At 58.5% G+C, this 25,246-nt stretch carries 24 protein-coding genes and 2 tRNA genes; 17 read left to right on the top strand and 9 right to left on the bottom strand.

Annotated features, from left to right (window positions below):
- Positions 1-11: 11 nt before the first annotated feature.
- Together HDE75_RS12950 and HDE75_RS12945 are read right to left on the bottom strand one after the other, a co-directional pair.
- Positions 12-308 carry an ArsR/SmtB family transcription factor gene (locus HDE75_RS12950; protein WP_183677278.1) on the bottom strand — a complete coding sequence of 99 codons (297 nt, stop codon included), beginning with the start codon at positions 306-308 and terminating at the stop codon, positions 12-14.
- A gap of 159 nt (positions 309-467) precedes the next feature.
- Entirely contained in the window at positions 468-827 is a 360-nt protein-coding gene (locus HDE75_RS12945) for a DUF1304 domain-containing protein (protein WP_183677279.1), read from the bottom strand.
- Positions 828-1,047: 220 nt separating this feature from the next.
- Between HDE75_RS12945 and sugE the strand changes: the two genes are divergently transcribed.
- Entirely contained in the window at positions 1,048-1,368 is a 321-nt protein-coding gene (gene sugE, locus HDE75_RS12940) for a quaternary ammonium compound efflux SMR transporter SugE (protein ID WP_183677280.1), read from the top strand.
- A gap of 30 nt (positions 1,369-1,398) precedes the next feature.
- Complete coding sequence (locus tag HDE75_RS12935; RefSeq protein ID WP_183677281.1) at positions 1,399-1,728, top strand: SMR family transporter; 330 nt, start codon at positions 1,399-1,401, stop codon at positions 1,726-1,728.
- Here HDE75_RS12935 and HDE75_RS12930 read toward each other — a convergent pair whose 3' ends face one another.
- The gene (locus HDE75_RS12930) at positions 1,729-2,682 is read right to left on the bottom strand and encodes a M14 family metallopeptidase (protein ID WP_183677282.1); all 954 of its coding nucleotides are present in this window, start codon (positions 2,680-2,682) and stop codon (positions 1,729-1,731) included. It lies immediately after the preceding gene.
- 146 nt (positions 2,683-2,828) lie between these two features.
- On the opposite strand from HDE75_RS12930, the gene HDE75_RS12925 reads away from it, so the two are divergent.
- Positions 2,829-3,941, top strand: coding sequence for an acyltransferase family protein (locus tag HDE75_RS12925; RefSeq protein WP_183677283.1), 1,113 nt, complete (start codon positions 2,829-2,831; stop codon positions 3,939-3,941).
- On the opposite strand, the gene HDE75_RS12920 is transcribed toward HDE75_RS12925, so the two are convergent.
- Positions 3,938-4,420: a hypothetical protein gene (locus tag HDE75_RS12920; protein ID WP_183677284.1), complete on the bottom strand. Its 483-nt coding sequence runs from the start codon at positions 4,418-4,420 to the stop codon at positions 3,938-3,940. The genes HDE75_RS12925 and HDE75_RS12920 overlap by 4 nt on opposite strands.
- Before the next feature lie 137 nt (positions 4,421-4,557).
- Between HDE75_RS12920 and HDE75_RS12915 the strand changes: the two genes are divergently transcribed.
- The 12 genes from HDE75_RS12915 to HDE75_RS12860 all read left to right on the top strand — a co-directional run bounded on the left by HDE75_RS12915 (position 4,558) and on the right by HDE75_RS12860 (position 15,350).
- Positions 4,558-4,634: transfer RNA gene (locus HDE75_RS12915), tRNA-Val, on the top strand.
- 79 nt (positions 4,635-4,713) lie between these two features.
- Positions 4,714-4,790: transfer RNA gene (locus HDE75_RS12910), tRNA-Val, on the top strand.
- A gap of 220 nt (positions 4,791-5,010) precedes the next feature.
- A complete protein-coding gene (thrS, locus tag HDE75_RS12905) occupies positions 5,011-6,918 on the top strand; it encodes a threonine--tRNA ligase (RefSeq protein ID WP_183677285.1) in 1,908 nt (635 codons plus the stop codon).
- 27 nt (positions 6,919-6,945) lie between these two features.
- Positions 6,946-7,491: a translation initiation factor IF-3 gene (infC, locus tag HDE75_RS12900; protein WP_254926743.1), complete on the top strand. Its 546-nt coding sequence runs from the start codon at positions 6,946-6,948 to the stop codon at positions 7,489-7,491.
- A 228-nt stretch (positions 7,492-7,719) separates the two neighbouring features.
- Complete coding sequence (gene rpmI / locus HDE75_RS12895) at positions 7,720-7,917, top strand: 50S ribosomal protein L35 (RefSeq protein ID WP_183677286.1); 198 nt, start codon at positions 7,720-7,722, stop codon at positions 7,915-7,917.
- A 26-nt stretch (positions 7,918-7,943) separates the two neighbouring features.
- Positions 7,944-8,303, top strand: a complete 360-nt coding sequence (rplT, locus tag HDE75_RS12890) for a 50S ribosomal protein L20 (RefSeq protein ID WP_010399214.1) — start codon at positions 7,944-7,946, stop codon at positions 8,301-8,303.
- 150 nt (positions 8,304-8,453) lie between these two features.
- A complete protein-coding gene (pheS, locus tag HDE75_RS12885; protein WP_183677287.1) occupies positions 8,454-9,470 on the top strand; it encodes a phenylalanine--tRNA ligase subunit alpha in 1,017 nt (338 codons plus the stop codon).
- Positions 9,471-9,544: 74 nt separating this feature from the next.
- Positions 9,545-11,971, top strand: coding sequence for a phenylalanine--tRNA ligase subunit beta (gene pheT / locus HDE75_RS12880; RefSeq protein WP_183677288.1), 2,427 nt, complete (start codon positions 9,545-9,547; stop codon positions 11,969-11,971).
- Positions 11,972-12,148: 177 nt separating this feature from the next.
- The gene (locus HDE75_RS12875) at positions 12,149-12,496 is read left to right on the top strand and encodes an integration host factor subunit alpha (RefSeq protein ID WP_010399205.1); all 348 of its coding nucleotides are present in this window, start codon (positions 12,149-12,151) and stop codon (positions 12,494-12,496) included.
- Between the two features lie 10 nt (positions 12,497-12,506).
- Complete coding sequence (locus HDE75_RS12870) at positions 12,507-12,920, top strand: MerR family transcriptional regulator (protein WP_183677289.1); 414 nt, start codon at positions 12,507-12,509, stop codon at positions 12,918-12,920.
- A gap of 207 nt (positions 12,921-13,127) precedes the next feature.
- Positions 13,128-13,760, top strand: coding sequence for a response regulator (locus tag HDE75_RS12865; protein WP_183677290.1), 633 nt, complete (start codon positions 13,128-13,130; stop codon positions 13,758-13,760).
- A 156-nt stretch (positions 13,761-13,916) separates the two neighbouring features.
- Positions 13,917-15,350 (top strand): sensor histidine kinase, encoded by a 1,434-nt coding sequence (locus tag HDE75_RS12860; protein ID WP_183677291.1) that lies wholly within the window; start codon positions 13,917-13,919, stop codon positions 15,348-15,350.
- 76 nt (positions 15,351-15,426) lie between these two features.
- Here the strand turns inward: HDE75_RS12860 and HDE75_RS12855 are convergent, their stop codons facing one another.
- The gene (locus tag HDE75_RS12855; protein WP_260174007.1) at positions 15,427-16,236 is read right to left on the bottom strand and encodes a Crp/Fnr family transcriptional regulator; all 810 of its coding nucleotides are present in this window, start codon (positions 16,234-16,236) and stop codon (positions 15,427-15,429) included.
- 212 nt (positions 16,237-16,448) lie between these two features.
- Positions 16,449-18,494: a methyl-accepting chemotaxis protein gene (locus tag HDE75_RS12850; protein WP_183677292.1), complete on the bottom strand. Its 2,046-nt coding sequence runs from the start codon at positions 18,492-18,494 to the stop codon at positions 16,449-16,451.
- 183 nt (positions 18,495-18,677) lie between these two features.
- On the opposite strand from HDE75_RS12850, the gene HDE75_RS12845 reads away from it, so the two are divergent.
- On the top strand, positions 18,678-20,366 hold the full coding sequence (locus tag HDE75_RS12845; protein WP_409254912.1) for a peptide chain release factor 3: 1,689 nt from the start codon (positions 18,678-18,680) through the stop codon (positions 20,364-20,366).
- A 56-nt stretch (positions 20,367-20,422) separates the two neighbouring features.
- Here HDE75_RS12845 and HDE75_RS12840 read toward each other — a convergent pair whose 3' ends face one another.
- Positions 20,423-22,315, bottom strand: coding sequence for a putative bifunctional diguanylate cyclase/phosphodiesterase (locus HDE75_RS12840; protein WP_311735110.1), 1,893 nt, complete (start codon positions 22,313-22,315; stop codon positions 20,423-20,425).
- A gap of 509 nt (positions 22,316-22,824) precedes the next feature.
- On the opposite strand from HDE75_RS12840, the gene rnk reads away from it, so the two are divergent.
- Positions 22,825-23,232, top strand: a complete 408-nt coding sequence (gene rnk / locus HDE75_RS12835) for a nucleoside diphosphate kinase regulator (protein WP_183677293.1) — start codon at positions 22,825-22,827, stop codon at positions 23,230-23,232.
- 41 nt (positions 23,233-23,273) lie between these two features.
- Here the strand turns inward: rnk and HDE75_RS12830 are convergent, their stop codons facing one another.
- Positions 23,274-24,296, bottom strand: coding sequence for a transporter (locus HDE75_RS12830; RefSeq protein WP_409254915.1), 1,023 nt, complete (start codon positions 24,294-24,296; stop codon positions 23,274-23,276).
- Between the two features lie 246 nt (positions 24,297-24,542).
- Positions 24,543-25,124 (bottom strand): YXWGXW repeat-containing protein, encoded by a 582-nt coding sequence (locus HDE75_RS26970; protein WP_311735109.1) that lies wholly within the window; start codon positions 25,122-25,124, stop codon positions 24,543-24,545.
- Positions 25,125-25,246 lie beyond the last annotated feature (122 nt).

Below are 25,246 nucleotides of genomic sequence, written 5' to 3'. Positions count from 1 at the left end.
GGAGACTGCGATTACAAACCTTGCTGCATATGTTCCAGAAAAGCCTGGATGGTGGCTTCATTGCGCTTGAAGAAGCTCCATTGCCCGACCTTTCTGGGAGAAATCAGGTCCGCCTTTTGCAAGGTGGCCAAGTGGGCTGACACAGTGGACTGCGACAATTCCAGGCGTCCGCCGATCAAGCCGGCGCACACGCCGAAATCGAGCGGATGGTCTTGCTCGATAAAATGCTGCTCTGGCTCTTTAAGCCATTGCAATATTTGCCGGCGTACCGGATTGGCCAGGGCCTTGTGGATAGCGTCGATGTCCATGTTTTTGCCTTGTTGTTCGCCTGCAGACGAACTATATATCGGGTTTTTTGAAATCTAATATCGTCATAATACGATATAAATAAAAAGCCTGCTGGCGGGCTGGTATTTTGCAGAAGGTTAGGGGGAAGCAGGGCGGCCCGGCTGGCCGCCCGGAAAGAGTCAGGCGAAGTGAAACAGCAGCAAGGCGAGCACGGCAGGTACGGTTTGCAGGTACAGGATACGGGTCATGACCGTGGCCGCGCCCCAGATGCCGGCCACGGCGATGCATACCAGGCCGAATACCGTGAAGGCATGGGCAATGGCCGCGTCCGGGTAAAAGAAGCCCAGGGTGAGCGCTGCCACCAGGAAACCGTTATAGCAACCCTGGTTGGACATGGCGGGGCGCACGATGTCTGCTTTTTCCTGGCTGAGACCAAATACCTTGCGCCCGCGCGAGTCGAACAGCACCGTTTCAAGCAAAACGATATATACGTGCAGCAGCAAGATGATCGCGGTAAGCGCCTGGGCCAAAATAAGCATTGTGTCTCCTGGAAAATAGTTGATATAGATAAAGTAATTATCAGGCCAGTCGGCTACTTCTGGCAGTTTTTTGATTAGAGCGGGCGCACTAGTAGTTAGTGTGTATCAGGCAAGATTTTTTGGCCAATGCTATACTCGCCGCCTTTTGCTCCTGTGGGGACGACCCCGCTAGTATCGATGGGGCTGCAGGCGGGGACGACCCTGCCCATCAGGAGAAGCGATGTCTTGGATCATCCTTGTATTGGCCGGTTTGCTGGAAGTTGGCTGGGCCGTTGGCCTCAAATATAGTGCAGGCTTCACCCGTCCCATCCCTTCCGTCCTGACGGCGATTGCCATGCTGGGCAGCGTGGTCTTGCTGGGCATGGCCTTGCGCAACTTGCCGTTGGGAACGGCGTACGCCATCTGGACCGGCATCGGCACGGTGGGCACGGCCATTTTCGGCATCATGATGTTTGGCGAGCCGGCCAGCGCCGCACGCATCGTTTGTATCGCGCTGATCGTGGCCGGCATCCTGGGCTTGAAATTGCTGAGTCCGCAATAAACGCTAAAGAGGATATCTATGAGTCTTGCCATGACCTATCTCTACCTGGCCATCGCCATCATTGCCGAAGTGATCGCCACCAGCGCGCTGAAGGCGTCAGACGGCTTCAGCCGGTTGTGGCCCAGCCTGCTGACCGTGGCTGGTTATTGCATCGCCTTCTGGTTCTTGTCGCTGACGATCAGGGTGATACCCACTGGCATCGTGTATGCGATCTGGTCCGGCGTAGGCATCGTGCTCATCTCCGCCGTCGGCTGGTTCTGGTTCAAGCAAAGCCTGGACCTGCCGGCGCTGATCGGCCTGGGCCTGATCATTGCCGGCGTGCTGGTGATTAATCTCTTTTCAAAGTCCGTCGGACATTGATCAGAAACTCGCGCTTACCCGCGCCAGGTAATACCACTCGGCATTGGCGGCTGCATTGACGTCCGGGAACAGGATGTAGGCGTCGAATTCGGCTGTGACGGGCGTGCCGTCGGCACGTACGCCGATCTGGTCGCCTTGCTTGAGTTTGTCAAAGCTGGACCAGGTCTTGATGAAGCGGTCGCCGGCGTGCAGTTTGTCGTGCACCACCACCATATTTAACGCTTCCATGTCGGCGTCCGCGATCGGTTCCGGTTGTGGTGCGTCGATAAAACCCAAAAAGGCCAGGGTGTTGATGATGGCGCGGTAGGCCACGTCCGGTGCGGCCGGGTCTGCATGCTGGCCGCATTCCAGGGTCAGGGCATAGCCGCCTGTCGAGCGCATGTATTCGGTGGTGCCCACGCCATAACGCAAGACCATGCCGACCTGGTCGCTGCTGCCCAGGCGGCGTTGTACGCCAGAGCCATAGGTTTGCAGCCAGCCATCGACGAAGCGGCGCACGCCCAGGCGGCGCGCCAGTGCGCGTTCCTTTTCCTCATGTTTAAAAGCTTGCAGCGGGCCATCGTTGTTGCGCGGGCCGACCATCACGAACGGTTGGCTGTCGGCGTTGAACGAATGCAAGTCCAGCAGCACATCGTGCTGGCCCAGCAAAGGGCACAGCCAGTTGGCGATGCGGTCTTCAAAGTCTTGCGGATTGTCGTTGGGGAACAGGTTGCGGTTCAGGTTGCGGTCGCCGCTGCGCACGCCCTTGGCGTAGGCCAGCGGGTTGGTGATTGGCACGAATGTGACGCTGCCGGCCAGGATGGGCAGGGCGCCGCTATCGATCTCTGCCATCACGCGCTGTATGCCCTTGGTGCCGCAGGTTTCATTGCCGTGTACGGCGCCCGTGACGATCAGGCGCGGGCCGCTGCCCTGGCCCGTGTAGTTGATGGATTTGAATTGAAGTGCGCTGCTCATGCTGGTTTTATCCTATGCTGTGTCGTAAAGGGAAGGCGGGATCGGCCTATTTTAGCGGCATTCCTTGTGCCTGCCGTAAAAATCTGGCCATGGCAGGGTCCGGCGTGGCATGATCGGCGCCAGCCTTGTTTTCCCTCTTGATTTTCATGTCCAGCCATTCGCCTTCTTCCCGTTTGTACGGCCTCGATACCTTGCGCGCGCTGGCCATCGTGCTGGTCTTCATGAACCATTATCTGCTGTTCGTCAGCGATGGTCATGCTTTTGCTTTCTGGGGAGATATCGGCTGGACCGGCGTGGATCTGTTCTTTGCGCTGAGCGGCTATCTGATCGGCAACCAGATTTTTGCCGCCTTGCGAAGCGAGCAAGGTTTTTCGCTCAGGCATTTTTATGCGCGGCGTTTCTTGCGTACCTTGCCCAATTTCTATGTGGTGCTGGCGCTGTTTTATCTGTGGCCAGCGTTTCGTGGCGACAATCCCTTGCTGCCCATCTGGAAGTTTCTGACTTTTACGCAAAACATCAACCTGACGCCGGGCACGGCTTTTTCACATGCCTGGTCGCTCTGCGTGGAAGAGCAATTTTATGTGTTGCTGCCCGCCGTGGCGATGCTGATTGCCGCCTGCCGACTATCCTTGCGCTGGGCGTGGATAGCCGTGGCCGCCAGTGTGATAGCCGGCATGCTGGTGCGGGCCTATCTGTGGAATGAATACGTGCACGTGCCGCACGGCGGCCTCGGCTATTACAAATACATTTATTACGCCTCGTGGTGCCGCTTTGACGAGCTGGTGTTGGGCGTGGCGCTGGCGCTGCTGAAGAATTTCCATCCTGCCGCCTGGTCGCGCATCACTGCATATGGCAACCGCACTCTGTTAGCTGGTCTGGCGGGCGCGGCGCTGATGCTGTTTGTTTTCTTTACTAATCACTATGCTTACTGGGTGACGGTGGTCGGCTATCCCGCGCTGGCGGCCAGTTTTACCTTGCTGCTGATCGCCGCGCTCAGCCCCGGCAGCGTGCTCTATACAGTGCGCGTACCGGGCGCGGCCAGCCTGGCGCTGTGGTCATATGCAATTTATCTCTTGCACAAGCAGCTGTGCATCTTGCTCAAGCCTGTCTGGCAGGGCATGGGTTATGGCGCGGACAGTCTGCCGGCCATTTTGGCCAGCATCGTTGTGAGCATCGCTGCGGGCTGGCTCTTATATGTACTGGTGGAAACACCGTTCATGCGTCTGCGCGCACGTTACGTGCCCGCGAACCATGCTTAAGCCGGCATATCGATCACATCGAGCCCACGTGGCGTGCCTATCAGCAACTCCAGCACGGCATGCACGCGCAGATTGGTGTCTTCATGCTGCGTCTCGCGTATCAGGTTGCGCAGGCCGGGTACGGCTTCGCTGATGTGTGGGCTTTGATAGGCGTTAATTAATAGCAGCACCAGATCGGTGGCGCCGGCGCCTGGCTGGCGGCGCAGCCGTTCGTGGATGGTATTGAGCAGCGCCCGCTGCATGCGCGGCGTAGGATTGGTGATATAGGCGAACACAGTCGGCGTGTTGGAAATCGCCGCGCAGAGGCGCCGTTCGATCTCGTCCGGCTTCACATCGGATGCAATATCGAAATAAGCCGGCTCCCAGCGCGTGCGCGCATACGGGTGACCCGGCGGGAAGGAGTCTGCCGTTTCGAAACCGCAAATGCGGCTCAGGGTCTTTAACCAACGTAGCAAGGTGGATAATAAGGTTGAATTCATGTTGCGATTCTAGCTCCATTCCATGCAGGGCGGACCTTCCCTATATAAAAGGGGCTGACGCCCGGGAAAATGATTAAAGTTTCCTGTAAAACAGCCCTTGTATTTACAGGAAAGCCTCTCTATAATGCTGGTCTTCGGGGCGGTTAGTTCAGCTGGTTAGAATACTTGGTCGACATCCAAGGGGTCGGGGATTCGAATTCCTCACCGCCCACCAGAATTTGGCAGTAGATGATTTTTAAGCTGGCGCAAGCCGCAAGCGGTCATTTAAAATAAAATGATCAACACAGTTTTACGGGCGGTTAGTTCAGCTGGTTAGAATACTTGGTCGACATCCAAGGGGTCGGGGATTCGAATTCCTCACCGCCCACCAGAATGCAGTTAGAGAGAAAGAAAGGGTAAACCGGTTATGACACCGCGAACTACTACCAAGCTTTGGGAGTGACGCTAGTCGAACGGGTTTCCTTTGTCTCAAAAAAGTGAAAAACGCGGCTAGTCCGCGTTTTTTTGCGTCTGCGTTTTCCTCCCGGTTTTTTCAGTCCATTCCACACATTGCAGTTTTACCTGGCGCCAGCGCCGACATGGAGATCAATATGCTTACAATCCGACTTCCCGATGGTTCCGCCCGTCAATTTGACGGCCCGGTCACCGTGGCCCAGGTTGCGGCCAATATTGGTACCGGCCTGGCCAAGGCCGCGCTGGCCGGCAAGGTCGACGGCAAACTGGTCGATACCTCTCATTTGATCGAGCAAGACGCCGAACTGGCGATTATCACGGACAAGGATGCCGATGGCCTGGAAGTGATCCGCCACTCGACCGCCCACTTGCTGGCCTATGCCGTCAAGGAATTGTTCCCTGAAGCGCAAGTGACCATCGGCCCTGTGATCGACAACGGTTTCTATTACGACTTCGCCTACAAGCGCCCATTCACGCCGGAAGATCTGGTGGCGATCGAAAAGAAAATGGCCGAACTGGCCAAGAAAGATGAGCAAGTCACGCGCAAGGTCGTCGCGCGCGATGAAGCGATCGAGTATTTCAAGGGTATCGGCGAAGCCTACAAGGCTGAGCTGATCGGCGCGATTCCTGCCGATCAGGAAGTGTCGCTGTATTCCGAAGGCAAGTTCACGGACTTGTGCCGCGGCCCGCACGTACCATCGACGGGCAAGCTGAAAGTGTTCAAGCTGATGAAGCTGGCGGGCGCCTACTGGCGCGGCGACTCGAAAAACGAGATGCTGCAGCGTATCTATGGTACGGCCTGGGCCAAGAAGGAAGATCAGGAGCAATACCTGCACAACCTGGAAGAGGCGGAAAAGCGCGATCACCGCAAGCTTGGCAAGCAGCTCGATTTCTTCCATTTCCAGGAAGAAGCGCCGGGCCTGATCTTCTGGCATCCGAAGGGCTGGTCGATCTGGCAGCAAGTTGAGCAATACATGCGCAATGTGTACCAGGTCAATGGCTATCAGGAAGTCAAGGCGCCGCAAATCCTCGATCGTGGACTGTGGGAAAAAACCGGCCACTGGGATAACTACCGTGAAAACATGTTCATCACGGAATCGGAAAACCGTTCCTACGCCTTGAAGCCGATGAACTGCCCCGGTCACGTGCAGATTTACAACAGCGGCATGCGCAGCTACCGCGATCTGCCACTGCGCTACGGCGAGTTCGGCCAATGCCACCGCAATGAGCCATCGGGCGCCTTGCACGGCATGATGCGTGTGCGCGGCTTTACGCAAGATGACGGCCATATTTTCTGCACGGAAGAACAGATTTCCGCAGAAGTGACGGCCTTCCACCAGCAGGCGATGGATGTCTACACGGCATTCGGCTTCACCAATATCGACGTCAAGCTGGCCTTGCGTCCGGACAGCCGCATCGGTACGGAAGAATCGTGGGACAAGGCGGAAGAGTCGCTGCGTTCGGCCCTGCGCGCCTGCGGCGTGGAGTGGACTGAATTGCCGGGTGAGGGCGCTTTCTATGGTCCGAAGATCGAGTACCACCTGAAGGATAGTCTGGGCCGCGCATGGCAAGTAGGTACCGTGCAGATCGACCCGTCGATGCCGGGCCGTCTGGGTGCCGAATATGTGGCCGTGGACAATACGCGCCAGGTGCCCATCATGCTGCACCGCGCGATTGTCGGTTCGCTGGAACGTTTTATCGGCATCCTGATCGAACACTATGCGGGCGCCATGCCACTGTGGTTATCACCAGTGCAAGTGTCGGTGTTGAACATCTCCGACGCTCAAGCTGATTACGTACAAGAAGTTACAACAAAACTGCGCAAAGCGGGGCTGCGCGTACAGGCTGATTTGCGTAACGAGAAGATTACCTATAAAATACGTGAACATTCCGTACAAAAATTGCCGTATATCTTAGTGATTGGCGATAAAGAGCGGGATGCAAATACGGTGGCCGTGCGGGCGCGGGGCAATGTCGATCTGGGCGTCATGTCCGTCGATGCCCTGATAGAGCGACTCAAACTTGAAGTCGACACCAAGGCCTGACGAGGAAGCTCGCAGCACGACCGTTTTATAAGATTTTTAAAGGAAATTACAATAGCTACTGACAAGTCACATCGCATCAATGGCGAAATCACTGCCCCTGAAATGCGTTTAAGTGGGGTCGATAACGAGCCACTCGGTATCGTAAGTTTGGCTGAAGCCTTCCGCCTGGCGGAAGAGGCAAACGTTGATCTGGTGGAAATTGCGCCTACTGCGCAGCCACCGGTATGCCGTTTGATGGACTACGGCAAATTTAAGTATTCGGAGCAAAAGAAAGCTCACGAAGCCAAATTGAAGCAAAAGATCATCCTCGTGAAGGAAGTCAAATTCCGTCCGGGGACTGATGATGGTGACTACAATATCAAGTTGCGTAACCTCATCAAGTTCCTCGAGGATGGCGATAAAACCAAGATCACGCTGCGTTTCCGCGGCCGTGAGATGGCGCATCAGGATATTGGCTTCCGCATGCTGGAGCGTCTGAAGGCTGATCTGGAGCCATTTGGCCAGGTCGAGCAGTTTCCGAAGATGGAAGGCCGCCAGATGATCATGGTCCTTTCGCCTAAGAAGAAAAAGTAAGATACAATAGCGTTTTACTGTGGGTGGAACTGACATGCATCAACTTTGATGCGGCACTCTACCCCAGGCAGAATTTGAGCGGCCCGGGTAGTAATGTCCGGGCCGCTCAAAACTGTAGCGGACTCGCATCCGCTGCACAACATGTGAAAGCAGGCATCTAAGCGCAGCGTCGTGTTGCCACCTGCAATCCTGTTATAAATGGAGCTGTCCGTAAGAGGACAGATTGCTATGCCTAAAATGAAGACCAAAAGCTCCGCGAAAAAACGTTTTCGCGTGCGTCCAGGTGGAACAGTCAAGTCGGGTCACGCGTTCAAACGCCACATCCTGACCAAGAAAACCACCAAAAACAAACGTCAGTTGCGCGGTACACGTAACATCAACGCTTCGGACGTCACGTCCGTGCTGCGTATGATGCCGACTGCTTAATCTCACACTCAATTTAAGGAGTTACTATGCCTAGAGTAAAACGTGGGGTTACAGCTCGTGCCCGTCATAAGAAGATTCTTGTTCAAGCTAAAGGCTACCGTGGTCGCCGCAGCCGTGTATACCGTGTTGCCAAGCAAGCAGTTATGCGCGCTGGCCAATACGCTTACCGCGATCGCCGCAACAAGAAACGCGTTTTCCGCCGCCTGTGGATCGCCCGTATCAACGCCGCTTCCCGTGAGCATGGCGTAACGTACAGCGTATTCATGAACGGCTTGAAAAAAGCAAATATCGAACTGGACCGTAAAGTCCTGGCCGATATGGCTGTGATGGACAAGCCAGCATTCGCTGCGATTGTCAACGCAGTTAAAGCAAAAATCGCTGCGTAAGCACGGTCATTGCACAGCGTCATCCGTAGGGTGACGTTATAAAGAGCGGGGCAGAGGTCTTAACACCTTATGCCCCGTTTCCGTTTTTGATTCTTGGGCTCTGTCTAGACGACTGACTCCAGGATAGCTGTCCAAAACAGGAAAAGCCGCATGAACTCCCTAGAAGAACTCGTCGTCTCGGCCCAGGCTGACTTTATCGCCGCCGCAGACGCTGCCGCACTTGAAAACGCCAAAGCCCGCTACCTGGGCAAGACTGGCCAGATTACTGAAATGATGAAGGGCCTGGGCAAACTGGACCCGGATGCGCGCAAGGCGCAGGGCGCCCTGATCAACGCCGTCAAGGTGCAGATCGAAGACGCGCTGACAGCGCGCCGTGATGCATTGGCCGATGCCCAGTTGCAAGGCCGTCTGAACGCCGAGGCGATCGACGTGACCCTGCCAGGCCGTGGCCGCATGCCGGGCGGCATCCATCCGGTGATGCGTACCTGGGAACGTGTGGAAGCCATCTTCAGCTCGATCGGTTTTGACGTGGCCGATGGCCCGGAAATCGAGACTGACTGGACCAACTTCTCGGCCCTGAATAGCCCGGAAAATCATCCGGCGCGTTCCATGCAAGATACTTTCTACATCGATGGCAATGACAGCGATGGCAAGCCTTTGCTGCTGCGCACGCACACCAGCCCGATGCAGGTGCGCTATGCGCGCACGCATACGCCGCCGATCAAGGTGATCGCGCCAGGCCGCACCTACCGCGTCGACAGCGACGCCACCCATTCGCCGATGTTCCATCAGGTCGAAGGCCTGTGGATCGCCGAAGACATCAGCTTTGCCGACCTGAAGGGCGTGTACCTGAACTTCATCAAGGCATTCTTTGAAACGGACGACCTGCAAGTGCGTTTCCGTCCGTCCTATTTCCCGTTCACCGAGCCTTCGGCAGAGATCGACATCGCCTTCGGTTCCGGTCCCCTGAAAGGCCGCTGGCTGGAAGTATCGGGCGCGGGTCAGGTGCACCCTAACGTGGTGCGCAACTTTGGCCTCGACCCAGAGAAATTCATCGGCTTTGCTTTCGGCTCCGGCCTGGAGCGCCTGACGATGCTGCGTTACGGCATCAGCGACCTGCGCCTGTTCTATGAAGGCGATTTAAGGTTCCTGAAGCAATTCAACTAAGCGTTGTTCCGTATGATTTGCCGCGCTTGAGCATGTGCTCGCGCGGTGAGCTTTGACCCTTTGAAGGCTTGATTATGCAATTTTCCGAAAACTGGCTCCGTACCATGGTCGATCCGAAGATGACTTCGGACGAACTGTCCCACCTGCTGACCATGTCTGGTCTGGAAGTGGAGGACGTCGAAGCTGTCGCTCCGCCATTCTCGAACGTGGTGGTGGGTCTGGTCTTGACGACGGAGAAACACCCGAACGCCGACCGCCTGAACGTGTGCACGGTCGATGTCGGCACCGGCACCATGCTCAACATCGTCTGCGGTGCGCCGAACGTACGCCCCGGCTTGAAAGTGGTGTGCGCCAAGGCTGGCGCCGTGCTGCCGCCTGGCGCCGATGGCAAGCCGTTTGAAATCAAGGTAGGCCAGCTGCGCGGCGTCGAGTCGCAAGGCATGCTGTGCTCCGCGCGCGAATTGAAATTGTCGGAAGAAAACGCCGGCTTGATGGAGTTGCCGGACGACGCACCGATCGGCCAGAACTTCCGCGACTACTACGCCTTGAACGACCTGAAATTCACGATCAAGCTGACGCCGAACAAGGCCGATTGCCTGTCCGTGCTGGGCGTGGCGCGTGAAGTGTCGGCCTTGACGGGCGTGCCATTGCTGGCACCGCAATTCCGTACCGTGCCTGTCAGCAGCGATGAAGTGCTGCCAGTCAAGATCAGCGCGCCGGACCTGTGCGGCCGTTTCACGGGCCGCGTGATTCGCGGCTTGAACGCCAGGGCGGCCACGCCGGACTGGATGAAGCAGCGCCTTGAGCGCAGCGGCCAGCGTCCGCTGTCGGCGCTGGTGGATATTTCCAACTATGTCATGCTGGAACTGGGCCGTCCTAGCCACGTATTTGACCTGGCCAAGATCCACGGCAGCCTGGATGTGCGTTGGGGCAAGGCTGGTGAAACTGTCAAATTGTTGAATGGCAACACGGTCGCCGTCAATGAGTGGATCGGCGTGATCGCCGACGACCAGGAAATCGAATCGCTGGCCGGCATCATGGGCGGCGACGCCAGCTCGGTATCGGACGATACCGACAGCATTTACCTGGAAGCAGCGTTCTGGTGGCCAGACGCCATCCGTGGCCGCGCCCGCCATTTCAATTTCTCGACCGACGCGGCGCACCGTTTCGAGCGCGGCGTGGATTTCGCCACCAATGTGGAACACATCGAGCGCATCACGGCCCTGATCGTGGAAATTTGCGGTACGCAAGCCACTACCGTCGGCCCGATCGATGACCAGGTAGCCAATTTGCCGCAACGCGCAGCAGTCACCATGCGCACGGCACGCGCGCAAAAAGTCATTGGCGTGCCGTTGACGGATGAACTGGTCGCCGATATCTTCACGCGCCTGGCCCTGCCATACACGCTGGCCGATGGCGTGTTCTCGGTGACGTCGCCGAGTTACCGTTTCGACATCGAGATCGAGGAAGACCTGATCGAAGAAGTGGCGCGCGTGTACGGTTTTGAAAATATCCCGACCCGTCCACCGGTGGCTGCCAATGTGATGCAGATCGCGCCAGAAAACACGCGTTCGCTGTTTGCCGTGCGCCATGAACTGGCTGACCTGGCATACCAGGAAGTGGTCAACATGAGCTTTGTCGACGCTGCGTGGGAGCGTGATTTCTCGGGCAACACGAATCCGATCACCTTGCAAAATCCGATTGCCAGCCAGATGAGCGTGATGCGTACCTCGCTGATCGGCAGCTTGCTGTCGGTGGTGCGCTATAACCTGAACCGCAAGACCAACCGTATCCGTATCTTTGAAGTGGGCGCCATCTACAAGCGTGATGCGTCCGTGGAAAACGGCGCCGTGACGGTCGCCGGCTACGATCAGCCGAAGCGCGTTGGCGCCGTGGCCTACGGTCCGGTAGCTGATGAGCAATGGGGCCAGCCAGCCCGCACCGTCGATTTCTTCGACGTCAAGGCGGACCTGGAAGCGTTGTTCTCGCCGCTGGTATTGCGTTTCACCAAGGCTGAACATCCAGCGCTGCATCCAGGCCGCTCGGCCAATGTGGAGCTCGATGGCAAGGTCATCGGCTTTATCGGTGAATTGCATCCCCGCTGGATGCAAAAGTATGACTTGCCGCAAGCGCCAGTGCTGTTTGAAATCGATGCGGTGGCACTGGAGCAGCGTCCTTTGCCGGTGTACGCGGAAATTTCGAAATTCCCGGGCGCCAGCCGCGATCTGGCGGTGGTCGTCAAGCAATCGGTGGCGGTGCAGGATGTGCTCGATTCCTTCCAGGCGGCTGCCAAGGCCAGCCCGGCAGCACGCATCGTGCAAGCCATTGTTTTATTTGATGAATATCGCGGCAAAGGTCTGGAAACGGATGAAAAAAGCCTTGCTTTCCGGATTAGCTTGCAAGATACTCAAAATACCCTGCAAGACGATGTGGTCGATGGCCTGATGGCCGTGCTGATCGAAGCGGCCAAGCAGGGCCACGACGCTAAATTGCGTTCGTAACAGTCGGACCGGGCACCGCTTGCGGGTGGTGCCAGGCCCGCCGAAAACCGAGAACGGACCCGCCATCTTCACGTGGCGGGTTCGGGCGCACAGAAAAGGCAGGGCAGGAAAATTAATAATAGCGACGTTGATTCCGCCGTACTGCAGTCCGCATTGGCTGCCGATTTGCATCGGGCCATGCTGGTTGCCAAAGTGCGCCAGGAAGCGGAAAAAGATTTACCCACCTTGACCAAGGCAGAGCTGGCCGAACTGTTGTTCGAGCAAGTGGGCCTGAACAAGCGCGAAGCGAAGGATATGGTCGAAACCTTTTTCGATGAAATCCGCAATGCGCTCGAGCGGGGCGAGGCCGTCAAACTATCGGGATTCGGCAACTTCCAGTTGCGCGACAAGCCGCAGCGGCCTGGCCGCAACCCGAAGACAGGCGAAGAGATCCCCATCACGGCGCGCCGGGTGGTGACTTTTCACGCCAGCCAAAAGCTGAAAAGCATGGTCGAAGAGACCAGCCCGCTGGCACGTGCTGCCTGAGTGAGTGGCGATGAACGAGCGCATCAGTAAAACCGAGTTGATCGTTTTGCCACCGATACCGGCCAAGCGCTATTTCACGATCGGCGAGGTCAGCGAATTGTGCGGCGTCAAACCGCATGTGCTACGTTACTGGGAGCAGGAATTTTCCCAGCTCAAACCCGTCAAACGACGAGGTAACCGCCGTTATTATCAGCACCATGAAGTGCTGCTGATACGGCGTATCCGTGAATTGTTGTATGAGCAAGGTTTTACCATTAGCGGTGCACGCAACAAGCTCGATAGCCGTGGCGCCGCGCATACTCCACTGGATGGCGATGTGTTGCTGCCCGCCTTGCCCGTGATTGCGGCGGTACCGGAAGAGGCGCCACTGGACCGCGCCTGGATACGCGAAGAATTAATCGCGATCCTGAACTTGCTAAAATAAGATTTGCACCAATATGGGTGTACTGATGCTTTTATCTACGTGTAGTACTGTTTTTTTGACTAAAATGCGATGACGCATTGCCGGTACGTACGGCGCGCCGTATTTTAAATATAATATTTATGTTGCGTTTTTGTCAGTGACGCTGAGCTGGTGCTGTATTCAGGCACCGGTAGTCTTTCCCAGGCCAGGAAAATATAAGGGGAAACAATGATACGCGTTGCCATTTGTGATGACCACCAAATAGTACGAGCTGGATTCAAACAGATTTTTTCGTCTTCAAGCGATTTTAGTGTCGTGGCGGAAGCCGGTACGGGGCGCGAAGCGCTCGATATCGCCCGCCGCGAAATATGCGATGTGCTGTTGCTCGATATTGCCATGCCCGATCAGAGCGGCATCGATACCTTGCGCACCATCCGCCAGGGGCAGCCGGAATTGCCCGTACTGATACTGAGTGGCTATCCTGCCCAGCAATATGCGCTCAATCTGTTCAAGATGGGCGCTAACGGCTATTTGAACAAGGAATGTGAAGCGGACGAGCTGATGACGGCCGTGCGCACCGTGTTCCAGGGGCGGCGCTATGTCAGCTCCACCGTGGGCGAGTTGCTGGCCCAATCGTTCGACCGCGATACGACGGCGGCCCTGCATACCGAGTTGTCGGACCGCGAATTCCAGGTCTTCCTGCGCCTGGCGCGTGGCGCTACCGTGTCCGATATCGGTGTGGCCTTGTCGCTGAGCATCAAGACGGTCAGCACTTACCGTACGCGCATCATGGAAAAAATGGGCTTGCAATCGAACAGCGACTTGACCTATTACGCAATGAAAAACAATTTGCTTGACTAGCCGGGCGGTGCGATCATGCTTGCATGATCGCCCAACTGCGCGTTACGTCAGGCACAATCTTGATGTTGTGCGGTGCTGCAGTGTGTGGCGCGGACTATCATTGGCCGGCGCTGGCCTTGCTTGCTGCGCCGGGTCTAGCTAAGGATGCACATCAGGATGTACTTCACCGTTGAACCGGCCCCCAATCAGCCCTTGCCTCTGTACAAGACGATCTTGTGCGTCACCTGTGCATTGCTGCTGATACTCAATGGTTTCAGTCTTTACCATAATCTGGAATCCTTGAAGGGCACGAATGCCTTGCTCACCAAGAGCGCGCGCGTGGCCGACCGCCTGGAATATCTCAATGTTCTGGTGCTCGATACGGAAAGCAGCTTGCGCGGCTATTACATTTCCGGTTCGGAAACCTATCTGGGGCCGTCGAAGACAGCCGGCGCCGAAATTGAAAACGAATTCAACGAGCTGCAAACCTTGCTCGCGTCCAGTCCCAGCCAGCTCAGGAATCTGGCCCAGCTAAAGACCTTGATCCGCCGCAAGATGTCGATGCTGCAACAATCGATCGAAGTCTACCGGCAGGGCGGGCTAGCCGATATCGTCAATATCTCGCGCGTGACCGATGAGCGCTCCACCATGGACGAGATCCGCTTGCAGGTGGTGATTATGACGCGTGAGCAAAACGAGGCGCTGGCGGCCGGCAGCGCGGCCTTTTACCAGGAGTATCAAAAGGCCGTGATGCTGGGCATCGGCATCAATGCGCTGGCTATCCTGGTGCTGGTGATGTTTTACCAACTGGTGCGGCGCAGTTTCCAAAACCGCACGGCGGTGGAATTTGCGCTGCAAAACGCCAACGATACCCTGGAGTCGACTGTCAACAAGCGTACCGAGCAATTATCCGTGCTGTCGCGGCATTTGATCAGCGTCAATGAAGTGGAGAAGGCGCGCCTGGCGCGCGAGCTGCACGATGAGCTGGGCGCCAACCTGACGGCCATCAGCATGGATCTGGGTGCCGTCACGCAGCAATTGACGCATACGGCGCCCGAATTGGCCGCGCAACTGCGCCGCGCCAAGGCCACCTTGCTGGAAACGGTGGAACTGAAGCGCCGCATCGTCGAAGATTTGCGCCCCAGCTTGCTCGACAACCTGGGCCTGTGCGCCGCTATCGAAAGCTATTGCGAGGACTTTTCGCGCATGAGCGAAGTGCGCTGTGAAACGGACGTGGCTATCAATATCGACAACCGCGAAGCGACCCTGACGATTGCGCTATTCCGTATCGTGCAGGAATCGCTGACCAATATCATGAAATATGCACGCGCCGGCGCCGTTAGCGTGACCCTGAAGCGCAATGAGCGGGGCCTGGTGCTGCGCGTGATCGACGATGGCATCGGCATTGCCGAAGATGCGCTGCAAAAGCCGATGTCGCATGGCTTGCTGGGCATGCGCGAGCGCGCCCTGTTGCTGGGTGGAACCCTGACGGTGCGGCCCGGACCGGATGGCAAAGGCACTTGCGTGGAAGCACTGATCCCGATGGCCCTGGCGCCAGAGCAGTCTGGGACTGGGGAGTCTGCCTATGCTGGCGAGAAACTGGACGCATAGATCGCAGCAGCAATAAATAGGCAGAAATAAGAATGGCCGGGCATCATGCCCGGCCATTTTTTTAAGTACTAACGGTTTAGCAGCGCGCCACGTCGCGCAGCAGGCGGTCGTATTCGGTCTTCGCGACCTTGTAGCATTCGCCGGCATAGGCTTCCAGGCCCAGGCGGTCGAGTACCGTGATATTGCCGCGGCGGTAGTGGATCAAGCCTTCTTCCTGCAGCTTGCCGGCGGCGGCGGTAATGCTTTCGCGGCGCACGCCCAGCATGATGGAAATGAGTTCCTGCGTCACTTTCAATTCATTCGATGGCGAGCGGTCCAGGCGGTCGAGCAGCCAGCGGCACAGTTTTTGTTCGATCGAGCTGTGGCGCCCGCCCACGGCGTTTTGCGCCATCTGCGCAAACAGGGCATTGGTGTAGCGCATCAGCAGTTGCGGCAGTGCGCCACCCTGGTTGAACGCGTCGCGCAGGCATTGCGTTTTCAGGCGGTAGCCGTAGCCAGCGCTTTGCACGACAGCCGTGCACATGGCCCGTTCACCGACCACCAGCGAAGCGCCAGCGACGCCTTCATGGCCGACGACGGCGATTTCGGTGGTGGCGCCGTCTTCCATCACGTACAGCAGCGAGACGATGGCAGTGGTGGGAAAGTAGCTGTATTCGAGGTGGTTGCCGTAAGCGTAGAGTTCTTTGCCGAAAGGCAGTTCTACCAGCTCCAGGTGTTCAAACAGTGATTCGAGCGCGGCGCGGGGCAGGGCAGCCAGCAATTCATTTTGTTGTGCGCTACTGAGGCTGATCCGCGACGCAAGCTTGATTTCCCGTCCTGCCGCAGGTATGGCATGCGGCGGCAACTGGTTTTTCAGGACCGGGGTGCTAAGTTGGGTATGGTTCATATAATTCCTCACAGGCTTTTTTACATCGGAGTGTGATGGCTGCGTAGCTGGTCGTAGTTTTTAACCAGCTTTATCATGCAGATCACGATGTAGCTACTTTAAAAGCTTATGTCATTGGCGAACATAAGATTAGTAGTCGCCATTTTGTAGTCTCTATTGAGGCGGAATTGTAGTCCCAGTCCTACATCGCATTAGGCTTGATCTGATAGGTGTCAAGCCTTGCGCCGTTGCGCGTGGTTTTGTGCTATGACGCGCGGCTTGTTGGCGCTCCAGGAACCGGCCGGCCGCACGCTGGGCAAGCCGTGGCGAGGCGCACCAGCGGCCAGCTGCGCTGTTTCTTCCAGGCGGAAGCGGCTGACTGCCTGCGTCAGCGCTTCCCCCTCTTCATGCAGGCGCTGCGCGCCGATGCGCGCTTCTTCGACCAGCGCGGCATTCTGGCGCGTCATGTCATCGATCTGCGCCAGCGCGCCATTGATTTGCGCAATTTCCCCATTCTGTTCGGCGCCAGCGCTGCTGATGCGTCCGATCACTACCGCCACCTGCTGCACTGCCTCGACCACTTGCCGCATGGTGCTGCCGGCCGCGTTGACCAGTTCGCCGCCCGCATCCACCGTCGCCACCGAATCGCCGATCAGGCGCTTGATTTCCAGCGCCGCCTCGTTCGAACGCTGCGCCAGGCTGCGTACCTCGGCTGCCACCACCGCAAAACCGCGTCCCTGTTCGCCGGCGCGCGCCGCTTCCACGGCCGCATTCAAGGCCAGGATATTGGTCTGGAAGGCGATGCCATTAATGACGCCGATGATATCGACGATTTTATGCGAGCTGGCCTTGATCGAAGCCATGGTGTCGACCACGGCGGTGACGGTCTCGCCGCCGCGGCGCGCCACGTCGGCCGCCGAAGCGACCAAGGTGCTGCCTTGGGCGACGTGGGCTTCGTTGCGGCCAACCGTGGCCGTCAGTTCGCGCATCGAGTCCACGGTGGCGCCCAGCGCCTCGGACTGGGTAGCCGTGTGGCCGGACAGCGCCTGGTTGCCTTGCGCCATATCGGCGCCGGCTGTCGCGATGACGGCGGCGCCGCTGCGGATTTCCTGCACCAGCTTGGCCAGGCCGCGCGTCATGGCGCCAAAGTCGCGCACCAGGTCGCCGATTTCATCGCGTGCGCTGCTGTCGATACGGTGCGACAGATCGCCCGCCGCTGCCGCGCCCACGGCCAGGCGCAATTGCGCCACGTCGCGCGAGAACGAGGCGTAGAAGCCGGCGCACAGGTAGGCTGCTATGGCCAGCACCAGCAGCATGGCGGCCAGGATCAATGCGCGCCGCGCCTGGTCGCGGGCGATGCGCTCGGCCAGCACCGCCTGCAGCGCATTGCCGGAGGTGGCTGCCAGCGCGTACAGGCCATCGATGGCCTGCATGCCCGCCTTGTGAAAGGCTGCGCCCGAAGTCTGCCCGTAGGAATTGGTCACCTCATTTTTCGTGCGGTCCAAAAAGGCCAGCGCGGCCGGCAGGGCTTTCAAGGCCGGTTCCAGCGGCGCTTTCAGGGCTGGCTGGCTGCTGATGATTTCATCAAAGCGGGCCGGCAGGCGTTCCAGGTCATGGCGGGCGATCTGTGCGGTGGCGTTGACCAGCTGGTCTTCATTGGCTTCGAACAAGCCCGTATCGATATACGCACCGCCCCGGCCGGCGATGTCGGACAGGCTTTCGGCCAGGTCGGGCAGAAAGCCGGTATAGACATTGCTCAGGTGGCTGGCGCCTGCTTCGCCGTCCAGGTTCATGTGCGAACGGTCGGCCACCAGCTGCACCAGCTTGCCGGCCTGGCGTATCAGGGCCGTGTGCGCCGTGTAGCTCTCCTTGGCGGCCAGGCTGGCCTGGCCCGCCAGCAACGCTTGCCATTGCTTCAACAGTTCTGCCACTTGCGGCAAACCGGCGCCCGATGGCGACGCCTGCAGGGCTTGCAAGGCGGTGTTGATCTTGCCGTTGAGCGCCGTGGCGCCGCTATCGACGGCGCGCTTCATGCTCAGGCGCAGATGTTCTTCGCCACGACGCTGCTGTAGCAAGCGCGTGCTTTCCTGCAACTGGTGCACATAGCGCACGCCACCTTGCGCCTCTTGTGCCTGGGATAGGGACTTGCCCAGTTCGGCAATCAGCAAGGTCGTCACCAGCGCCAGCGGCAGCAGGAAGACCAGGCAGACGAGCATGAATTTGGGCAGCAGGCGCAGGCGCTGCATGAGTCGGATGGCGGGCGTCAGGAGAATTTTCATCAGATTTCCAGGAAGGGTCACAGTATTTCTGCATCGCAATGTTGCCAGTGAATTGTGACGCCTTGATGAAGTACTGATTTAACAATGTCTCACAGGCAAAACTACTGGGGCGCAAGAGTGGAACAGTTCACACGGAATGCCCGGGAGTCTGTAAAATCGAGGGTTTTTTGCGAGGGCCATATCATGGTCACCAATATGGCCAACGAGAACGACATGACATCCGACGATTCCATCGATATCGAGCAGTCCGCAGCAGCGGCTCCCAGCAGCAAGGCGCCCGCCGTGATCGCGCGTGAAGTACAGCGCCGCCGCACCTTCGGCATCATTTCCCACCCGGATGCGGGTAAGACCACCCTGACGGAAAAACTGCTGCTGTTCTCGGGCGCGATCCAGATGGCCGGTACCGTCAAGGCGCGCAAATCGGGCCGCCACGCGACCTCGGACTGGATGGAGATCGAGAAGCAGCGCGGCATTTCCGTCGCTTCCTCGGTAATGCAGTTCGAATTCCGCGACCATGTCGTCAACCTGCTCGACACGCCAGGCCACCAGGACTTTTCGGAAGATACCTACCGCGTGCTGACAGCGGTCGATTCGGCGCTGATGGTGATCGATGCAGCCAAGGGCGTGGAAGCGCAGACGATCAAGCTGCTGGCCGTGTGCCGCATGCGCAATACGCCGATCGTCACCTTCATGAACAAGATGGACCGCGAGACGCGCGATCCGCTGGAACTGCTCGACGAGCTCGAATCGGTGCTGAAGATCCAGTGCGCGCCCGTCACCTGGCCGATCGGCATGGGCAAAAACTTCCGTGGCGTGTACCACCTCTTGAATGACGAGATCATGCTGTTCAAGGCCGGTGAAGAAAAAGCCGACGGCGCCTTTGAAATCATCAAGGGCATCGACAATCCGCGCCTGCAAGAGATGTTCCCGCTGGAGATGGACCAGCTGCGCATGGAAGTCGAACTGGTGCACGGTGCTTCGCATCCGTTCAACCTGGAAGAATTCCTGTCCGGCGTGCAGACGCCCGTATTTTTCGGTTCGGCCATCAACAACTTCGGCGTGCGCGAAATCCTGTCGGCGCTGGTCGACTGGGCGCCTGCGCCGCGCGAGCGCGATGCAACCGTGCGTGCGGTAGCGCCATCCGAGCAGCCGTTCACCGGTTTCGTGTTCAAGATCCAGGCAAACATGGACCCGGCCCACCGCGACCGCATCGCCTTCCTGCGCGTGTGTTCGGGACGTTTCGAGCGCGGCATGAAGGTCAAGCATTTGCGCCTGGGCCGCGAGATCAAGGTGTCGAACGTGGTGACTTTCATGGCGTCTTCGCGCGAACAGGTGGAAGAGGCGTACGCGGGTGACATCATCGGCTTGCCCAACCACGGCAACATGCAGATCGGCGACAGTTTTTCCGAAGGCGAAATGCTGACGTTTACCGGCATTCCGTACTTCGCGCCAGACTTCTTCCGCTCGGTGCGCATCCGTAACCCGTTGAAAATCAAGCAGTTGCACAAGGGCTTGCAGCAGCTGGGCGAAGAGGGCGCAGTGCAAGTCTTCAAGCCGGTGCAGGGCGGCGAGCTGGTACTGGGCGCCGTCGGCGTGCTGCAGTTCGAAGTGGTCGCCAGCCGTCTGCTGAACGAATACGGCGTCGACGCCGTGTTCGAAGGCACCAGCATCAGCAGCGCCCGCTGGGTCAGCTGCGATGACAAGCGCATCCTGCAAGACTTCGAAAACGCGCTGGGCCACAACGTGGCCTACGATGCGGCTGGCAATATGGCTTACCTGGCCACGTCGGGCGTGAACCTGCGTTTGACGGAAGAGCGCTGGCCGAAGCTGAAGTTCCATGCCACGCGTGAACATTCGGCTAAATTAGCTTAAATACCGGGGTCAGACCCGCCGGGTCTGACCCCAGCTTTTATCTGCGTCTAGTTGGCCTAAGCCAACATCACCGTCCGACTGCTCCAGTCGCGCCGCTCCAGCAGCAGCGCCGTCAACTGTGCCGCCGTCATCGGGCGGGCGAAGAAAAAGCCCTGGGCATTGTCGCAGCCGGCCTTTCTTAAAAACTCCACTTGCCGCAAGGTTTCCACGCCTTCGGCCACCACTTTCAATTTCAGGCTGCGCGCCATGGCGATGATCGCCGTGACGATCGCTTCGCCTTCGCCGGGCAGGTCGTGCACGAAGCTGCGGTCGATCTTCAGCTGGTCGATCGGCAGGCGCTGCAGGTAGGACATCGAGGAGTAGCCGGTGCCGAAATCGTCGATCGACAGGTGGATGCCGGTTTCCTGCAGCCGCTGCATCAGCTCCACATTGGTCTGCACATTGTCCATCATGACGCCTTCGGTGATTTCCAGCTCCAGCAAGCCATGCGGCAGCTGGGTTTCGTGCAGGATGGCGCGGATATCGTCCATCAGTCCTGCATCGCGCGTCTGACTGGCCGACAGGTTGACGGCCACGTGTTCCAGGGTGTCGAGCAAGCCCGCCTTGTGCCAGGCGGCCGCCTGCCGGCAGGCGCTGTGCAGCACCCAGCGGCCCAGTTCGACGATGACGCCGCTTTCCTCGGCGACGGGGATGAATTCGCCGGGGCTGAGTTCTCCCATCTCGCGGCATTGCCAGCGTACCAGCGCTTCCACGCCGGCGATGCGGCCGCTGCGCAAGTCGATCTGCGGCTGGTAGTGCAAGGACAGCTCGCCATCTTGCAGCGCCTGGCGCAAGTTTGCTTCGATGCGCAGGCGTCGCTGGGCGCGCAGCGCCATGTCGGACTGGAAGGCGGCGTAGCGGTTCTTGCCCTGGTGCTTGGCGTGATACATGGCCGTGTCGGCGTTGCGCGTCAGGGTGGCTCCATCGCGCGCATCGAATGGATACAGGCTCACGCCGATACTCGCGCCCAGGTACAACTGATGGCCATCGAGCGCGAACGGCTTGGCCAGCACGGCCAGGATCTTGCGCGCCACGCTGGCCATCTCCCGGGCATCGTCGGCCGGTTCGATGATGACGACGAATTCGTCGCCACCCATGCGGCAAATGATGTCGGTGGTGCGCAGTATCAGTTTCAAGCGCTCCGCCACGAGTTTGAGCAACTGGTCGCCGTGGTGGTGGCCCAGGGTGTCGTTGACGACCTTGAAGTTGTCCAGGTCCAGCAGCAGCAAGCCTACGCTACTTTCCTGGCGATCAGCACGCATCAGCGCATAGGCCAGCGCATCGTTGAATTCATGCCGGTTCGGCAAGGTGGTGACCGGGTCGACATGGGCCAGATAGTGCAAATGGTTTTCCGCCTGCTCGGCGGCGGCGCGCGTGCGGTGCACCATCAGCATGGTGATACCGAAGGCGCACAGGCCGATAGCCATGGTGAAGGCGGCGAATTGCGCCAGGCTACGGTACAACGATGCCAGGCTGGTCCGCAGCAGCAGCGCGCCGCCGCCTGGCAACTCTTTTAACACGCTCGCGCTGCCAGCCAGCCAATCCGTATGCGTACCGGCTTGCGGCACGGTGGGTGTGGCCTCGGCGCTGCTGCGCGCGTAGCGGGCGTAGGGCAGGCCATTCGGGCCGTAAATCAGCGCCTGTTCGATATCGGGGGCGGCCGAAAGGGGCGCCAATACCTGTTCGGCGAGCAGATGCCTGGACTGGCGCAGCGCCTGGCTGGCGGCCGGCGCCAGCATGTTGGCTTGCACCGTTAGCTTGCGCCGCAGTTCTGTCTGCAGCGCCACCGCCTGGAATAGCACCAGCAGCATGCTGGCGGCCAGCAGCGTGGCGCCGGCGATCAGCAGGTTTTGCCGGGCGACCTGGTCGCCGCGCCAGCGCGCCGATGGCAGTGTCAACCGCGCCTTCACGGTGCGGCTCCTGGCCAGAACAGCGTGCCGTCCTGTTTGATGTTGGCTTGCCCCGCCATCTCTTAATTTCCGTCTGTTAAAACCATCGTAAGCTCCTCAAGTCAGGCGCCAGCATATAAAATTTCACTCATGTCTTTTGGATAATGTTCAAAGGCGATTCTAATCTTTTTTTCAGCGTCTGTTTTTTCTTGTGTAAAGACATGCTTTCAGTAAATAAAGCCGATGGCTGTCGCGAGGAAAATGCTGCTCTGCTGCGGTATTTCTGCTTTATTTTAATTTCCGCTGTAAATCGCATCTTGCAAGTCATTGATTCTAATAAATTTTAGAGGGGAACAGCCGAACGCTATGGCCTTGCCCGCCGAGTTCGTCCATAATCCGTCGAAGATGGGCGTTCTAATGTCGTTTGTTTTGTCGTGTGCGCCTTGCCGCCCGCAAAACAGGACGTTGCTTGTATCGCCGCATGTATCGCCGCTTGAATCGCGGTGTAAATATTGATCAGTGAGGATATCTTGGAAAAGAAACCAAAAATAATTTTGTCATCACAAGACGTGGAACGACTGGAAACATTGTTGTATGCCTTGGGAAATAACTTGTCGCCCGATAAGGCCGCTTTGCTCGATGAGCTGGGCCGCGCCGATGTGCTGGAGCCGCAAGAGATTCCGCCGACCGTGGTGACGATGAATTCGACCGTGCGCTTCACGGTCGAGAACAGGGAAGAATTCTGCCTGACCCTGGTGTACCCGAAAGACGTCGACGGCCAGGCTGACCGCATTTCCGTGCTGGCGCCAGTCGGCAGCGCGCTGCTGGGCTTGTCGGTGGGCGACAGCATCGCCTGGCCCATGCCGGGTGGCGTGGTCAAGGTGAAGATCGAGGAAATCGTCTACCAGCCCGAGCGCGCCGGCGAATTCCACCGTTAAGGTGAAAACGGGGCGAACGGTGTTTGCCGCTCGTCCTGGCGTCAGTTATTTCTTTGTATGCGCGCCACGATCCAGCCTGCCACCACCGTGAACGTGACGATCAGGGCGACGATGATCCAGAAGCCCTGCGGATGCTGGGCCAGCGGGATGCCGCCCACGTTCATGCCCAGCATGCCGGCGATGATGTTGATCGGCAGGGCCAGCACCGTGACGATGGTCAGCACGAACAGGCTGCGGTTATTGCCCTCGTTGACGCTGGCGGCGATTTCTTCCTGCAGCAGCTTGATGCGTTCCTGCAGCGACGACATATCGCTCAGCACCACCGAAAATTCTTCCGTCGATTGGCGCAATTCCAGGCTGTCGAGTTCCGAAATCCATGAAGGCGGCCGCTGCAGCAGGCGGAACAGGGCAGCCGGCTCCGGCGCCAGCAGGCGCTGCAGCCGCACCAGTACACGGCGCATGGCGCCCAGGTCGCTGCGCTTGGGCGTCAGGCGCCCGGACAATAGATGGTCTTCGATATCGTCGACGCGGGCTACGGCGTCGCGCACGATGTTGACCAGCACGTCGGCCTGGTCGCGCAGCAGATGGATCAGCAATTCCACCGACGAACGTATCGGCTCGTGATTCTTGATCACGGCCTGGCGCAGGCGTTCTATCGATTGCAGCGGCGCGCGGCGGGCCGTGATGACCAGGTTTTGCGCCACGCTGGACCACATGGTGGCGATATCGGACGCCTCGAAGGAAAAATTGTGCACCACATCGTTGACCACGGCGATCAAGGTGTTTTCAGCCTGCTCGATGCGCGTCGAGCGCGACCCCTGGTGCAGGGTTTCATAAAATTCCGCGGCCAGGCTGGTATGCGTTTGCAGCCAGCGTTCGCACGCCGCATGCGACAGGTTGAAGTGCAGCCAGACGAATTCGTGGGGCGGATGGGTGGCGCTGTTGTCCAGCCAGGCTTGCGCCGCGTTTGAATCGAGCGCCAGCGGCTGCGCCGTCCGGCCAAACAAAAAACCCCAGACCAGGCCTGAGGTATCGGAGCCGTAAGTAAAACCGGCAGTTTCCATCGCCATCGTGATTGACTTTCTGCGCAAAGCATTCTTGCAGCTAGTATATGACAGCCAGATGACAGGAAAATGACAAAGGCCGCCCGCTGTGGCGGCCTTGTCACAATTAATGAATACTTCGCATCGACACCGAATAAAACCGTAGCGAGCGGAAGGAAGAGGTGGTTAAGAAGCGCAGCCGTACGAAGGTACGTTGAGCATCGCAGGCCGCCTATGCCGACGCGCAGCAGGTTTTATTCGGTGTTCTCAACCACGGGGCGACCAGCGTCCTTCTTGCATGTGCCAGCGGCCACCGCGCTGGCTCCAGACCGGCGCCGCATACACATAGCCGGGGCGTTCGGCAATCCATACGCCTGGCGACCAGGCGTAGCTGCGGGCGCGCCATTCCCAGTGGCCGGGCGCCCACACGTAGCCGTAACGCGGATGCGGCACGCGTTCAAAGCGCGGCGGCGGCGGGGCGACGACGACTTCTTCGTAGACCACGGGTTGCGGCTGCACCGTCACCCAGCCGCCACGGTCCAGGCGCCAGCCATTGCCTTGCTGTACCCAGACGGCGCTGCGGTATTGGTTGCCGCCCTGTTCGCGCACCCACACGCCCCTGTTCCAGACATGGTGGTGGCCATCCCAGTCCCAGTAGCCCGGCGCCCAGACATAACCGCGGCGCGGCGGCGGCACGCTTTCGAAGCGGGGTGCAGGCGGGGCGTTGTTGACAACGATGCTCACGTCAACCCGGCTTTGCGCCATGGCTTGCGTAGGCAGGAAGGCGCATGCGCTGACGGCGAGTACAGCTGCTGCGTAGACGGCGAGGGGTTGCGTGAGGCGGTTCATGTTCTACTCCATTTCGGTGGTGGCATGGAATGGACTATAGCGATTTGCCGGTGGTAATTTGGGCTTTGAAGCAACTTATTACATCTGACACAATGCTTGCAAGCGATGTATCCGTTTCCGAT

The organism is Janthinobacterium silvisoli, assembly GCF_014200725.1.
Classification (GTDB): domain Bacteria; phylum Pseudomonadota; class Gammaproteobacteria; order Burkholderiales; family Burkholderiaceae_D; genus Janthinobacterium.
This window is presented reverse-complemented; position numbering and strand designations above follow the sequence as displayed.

Excerpts from the sequence above, each read along its gene's own strand:
- HDE75_RS12875 (WP_010399205.1), top strand. The coding sequence starts at position 12,149 with ATGCTGGTTGCCAAAGTGCGCCAGGAAGCGGAAAAAGATTTACCCACC.
- thrS (WP_183677285.1), top strand. The coding sequence starts at position 5,011 with ATGCTTACAATCCGACTTCCCGATGGTTCCGCCCGTCAATTTGACGGC.
- HDE75_RS12935 (WP_183677281.1), top strand. The coding sequence starts at position 1,399 with ATGACCTATCTCTACCTGGCCATCGCCATCATTGCCGAAGTGATCGCC.
- HDE75_RS12920 (WP_183677284.1), bottom strand. The coding sequence starts at position 4,420 with ATGAATTCAACCTTATTATCCACCTTGCTACGTTGGTTAAAGACCCTG.
- pheT (WP_183677288.1), top strand. The coding sequence starts at position 9,545 with ATGCAATTTTCCGAAAACTGGCTCCGTACCATGGTCGATCCGAAGATG.
- HDE75_RS12945 (WP_183677279.1), bottom strand. The coding sequence starts at position 827 with ATGCTTATTTTGGCCCAGGCGCTTACCGCGATCATCTTGCTGCTGCAC.
- HDE75_RS12865 (WP_183677290.1), top strand. The coding sequence starts at position 13,128 with ATGATACGCGTTGCCATTTGTGATGACCACCAAATAGTACGAGCTGGA.
- HDE75_RS12845 (WP_409254912.1), top strand. The coding sequence starts at position 18,678 with ATGGTCACCAATATGGCCAACGAGAACGACATGACATCCGACGATTCC.
- pheS (WP_183677287.1), top strand. The coding sequence starts at position 8,454 with ATGAACTCCCTAGAAGAACTCGTCGTCTCGGCCCAGGCTGACTTTATC.
- rplT (WP_010399214.1), top strand. The coding sequence starts at position 7,944 with ATGCCTAGAGTAAAACGTGGGGTTACAGCTCGTGCCCGTCATAAGAAG.
- sugE (WP_183677280.1), top strand. The coding sequence starts at position 1,048 with ATGTCTTGGATCATCCTTGTATTGGCCGGTTTGCTGGAAGTTGGCTGG.
- HDE75_RS12950 (WP_183677278.1), bottom strand. The coding sequence starts at position 308 with ATGGACATCGACGCTATCCACAAGGCCCTGGCCAATCCGGTACGCCGG.
- HDE75_RS12830 (WP_409254915.1), bottom strand. The coding sequence starts at position 24,296 with ATGGAAACTGCCGGTTTTACTTACGGCTCCGATACCTCAGGCCTGGTC.
- HDE75_RS12860 (WP_183677291.1), top strand. The coding sequence starts at position 13,917 with ATGTACTTCACCGTTGAACCGGCCCCCAATCAGCCCTTGCCTCTGTAC.
- HDE75_RS12870 (WP_183677289.1), top strand. The coding sequence starts at position 12,507 with ATGAACGAGCGCATCAGTAAAACCGAGTTGATCGTTTTGCCACCGATA.
- rpmI (WP_183677286.1), top strand. The coding sequence starts at position 7,720 with ATGCCTAAAATGAAGACCAAAAGCTCCGCGAAAAAACGTTTTCGCGTG.
- HDE75_RS12855 (WP_260174007.1), bottom strand. The coding sequence starts at position 16,236 with ATGAACCATACCCAACTTAGCACCCCGGTCCTGAAAAACCAGTTGCCG.
- HDE75_RS12850 (WP_183677292.1), bottom strand. The coding sequence starts at position 18,494 with ATGAAAATTCTCCTGACGCCCGCCATCCGACTCATGCAGCGCCTGCGC.
- HDE75_RS26970 (WP_311735109.1), bottom strand. The coding sequence starts at position 25,124 with ATGAACCGCCTCACGCAACCCCTCGCCGTCTACGCAGCAGCTGTACTC.
- HDE75_RS12930 (WP_183677282.1), bottom strand. The coding sequence starts at position 2,682 with ATGAGCAGCGCACTTCAATTCAAATCCATCAACTACACGGGCCAGGGC.
- HDE75_RS12925 (WP_183677283.1), top strand. The coding sequence starts at position 2,829 with ATGTCCAGCCATTCGCCTTCTTCCCGTTTGTACGGCCTCGATACCTTG.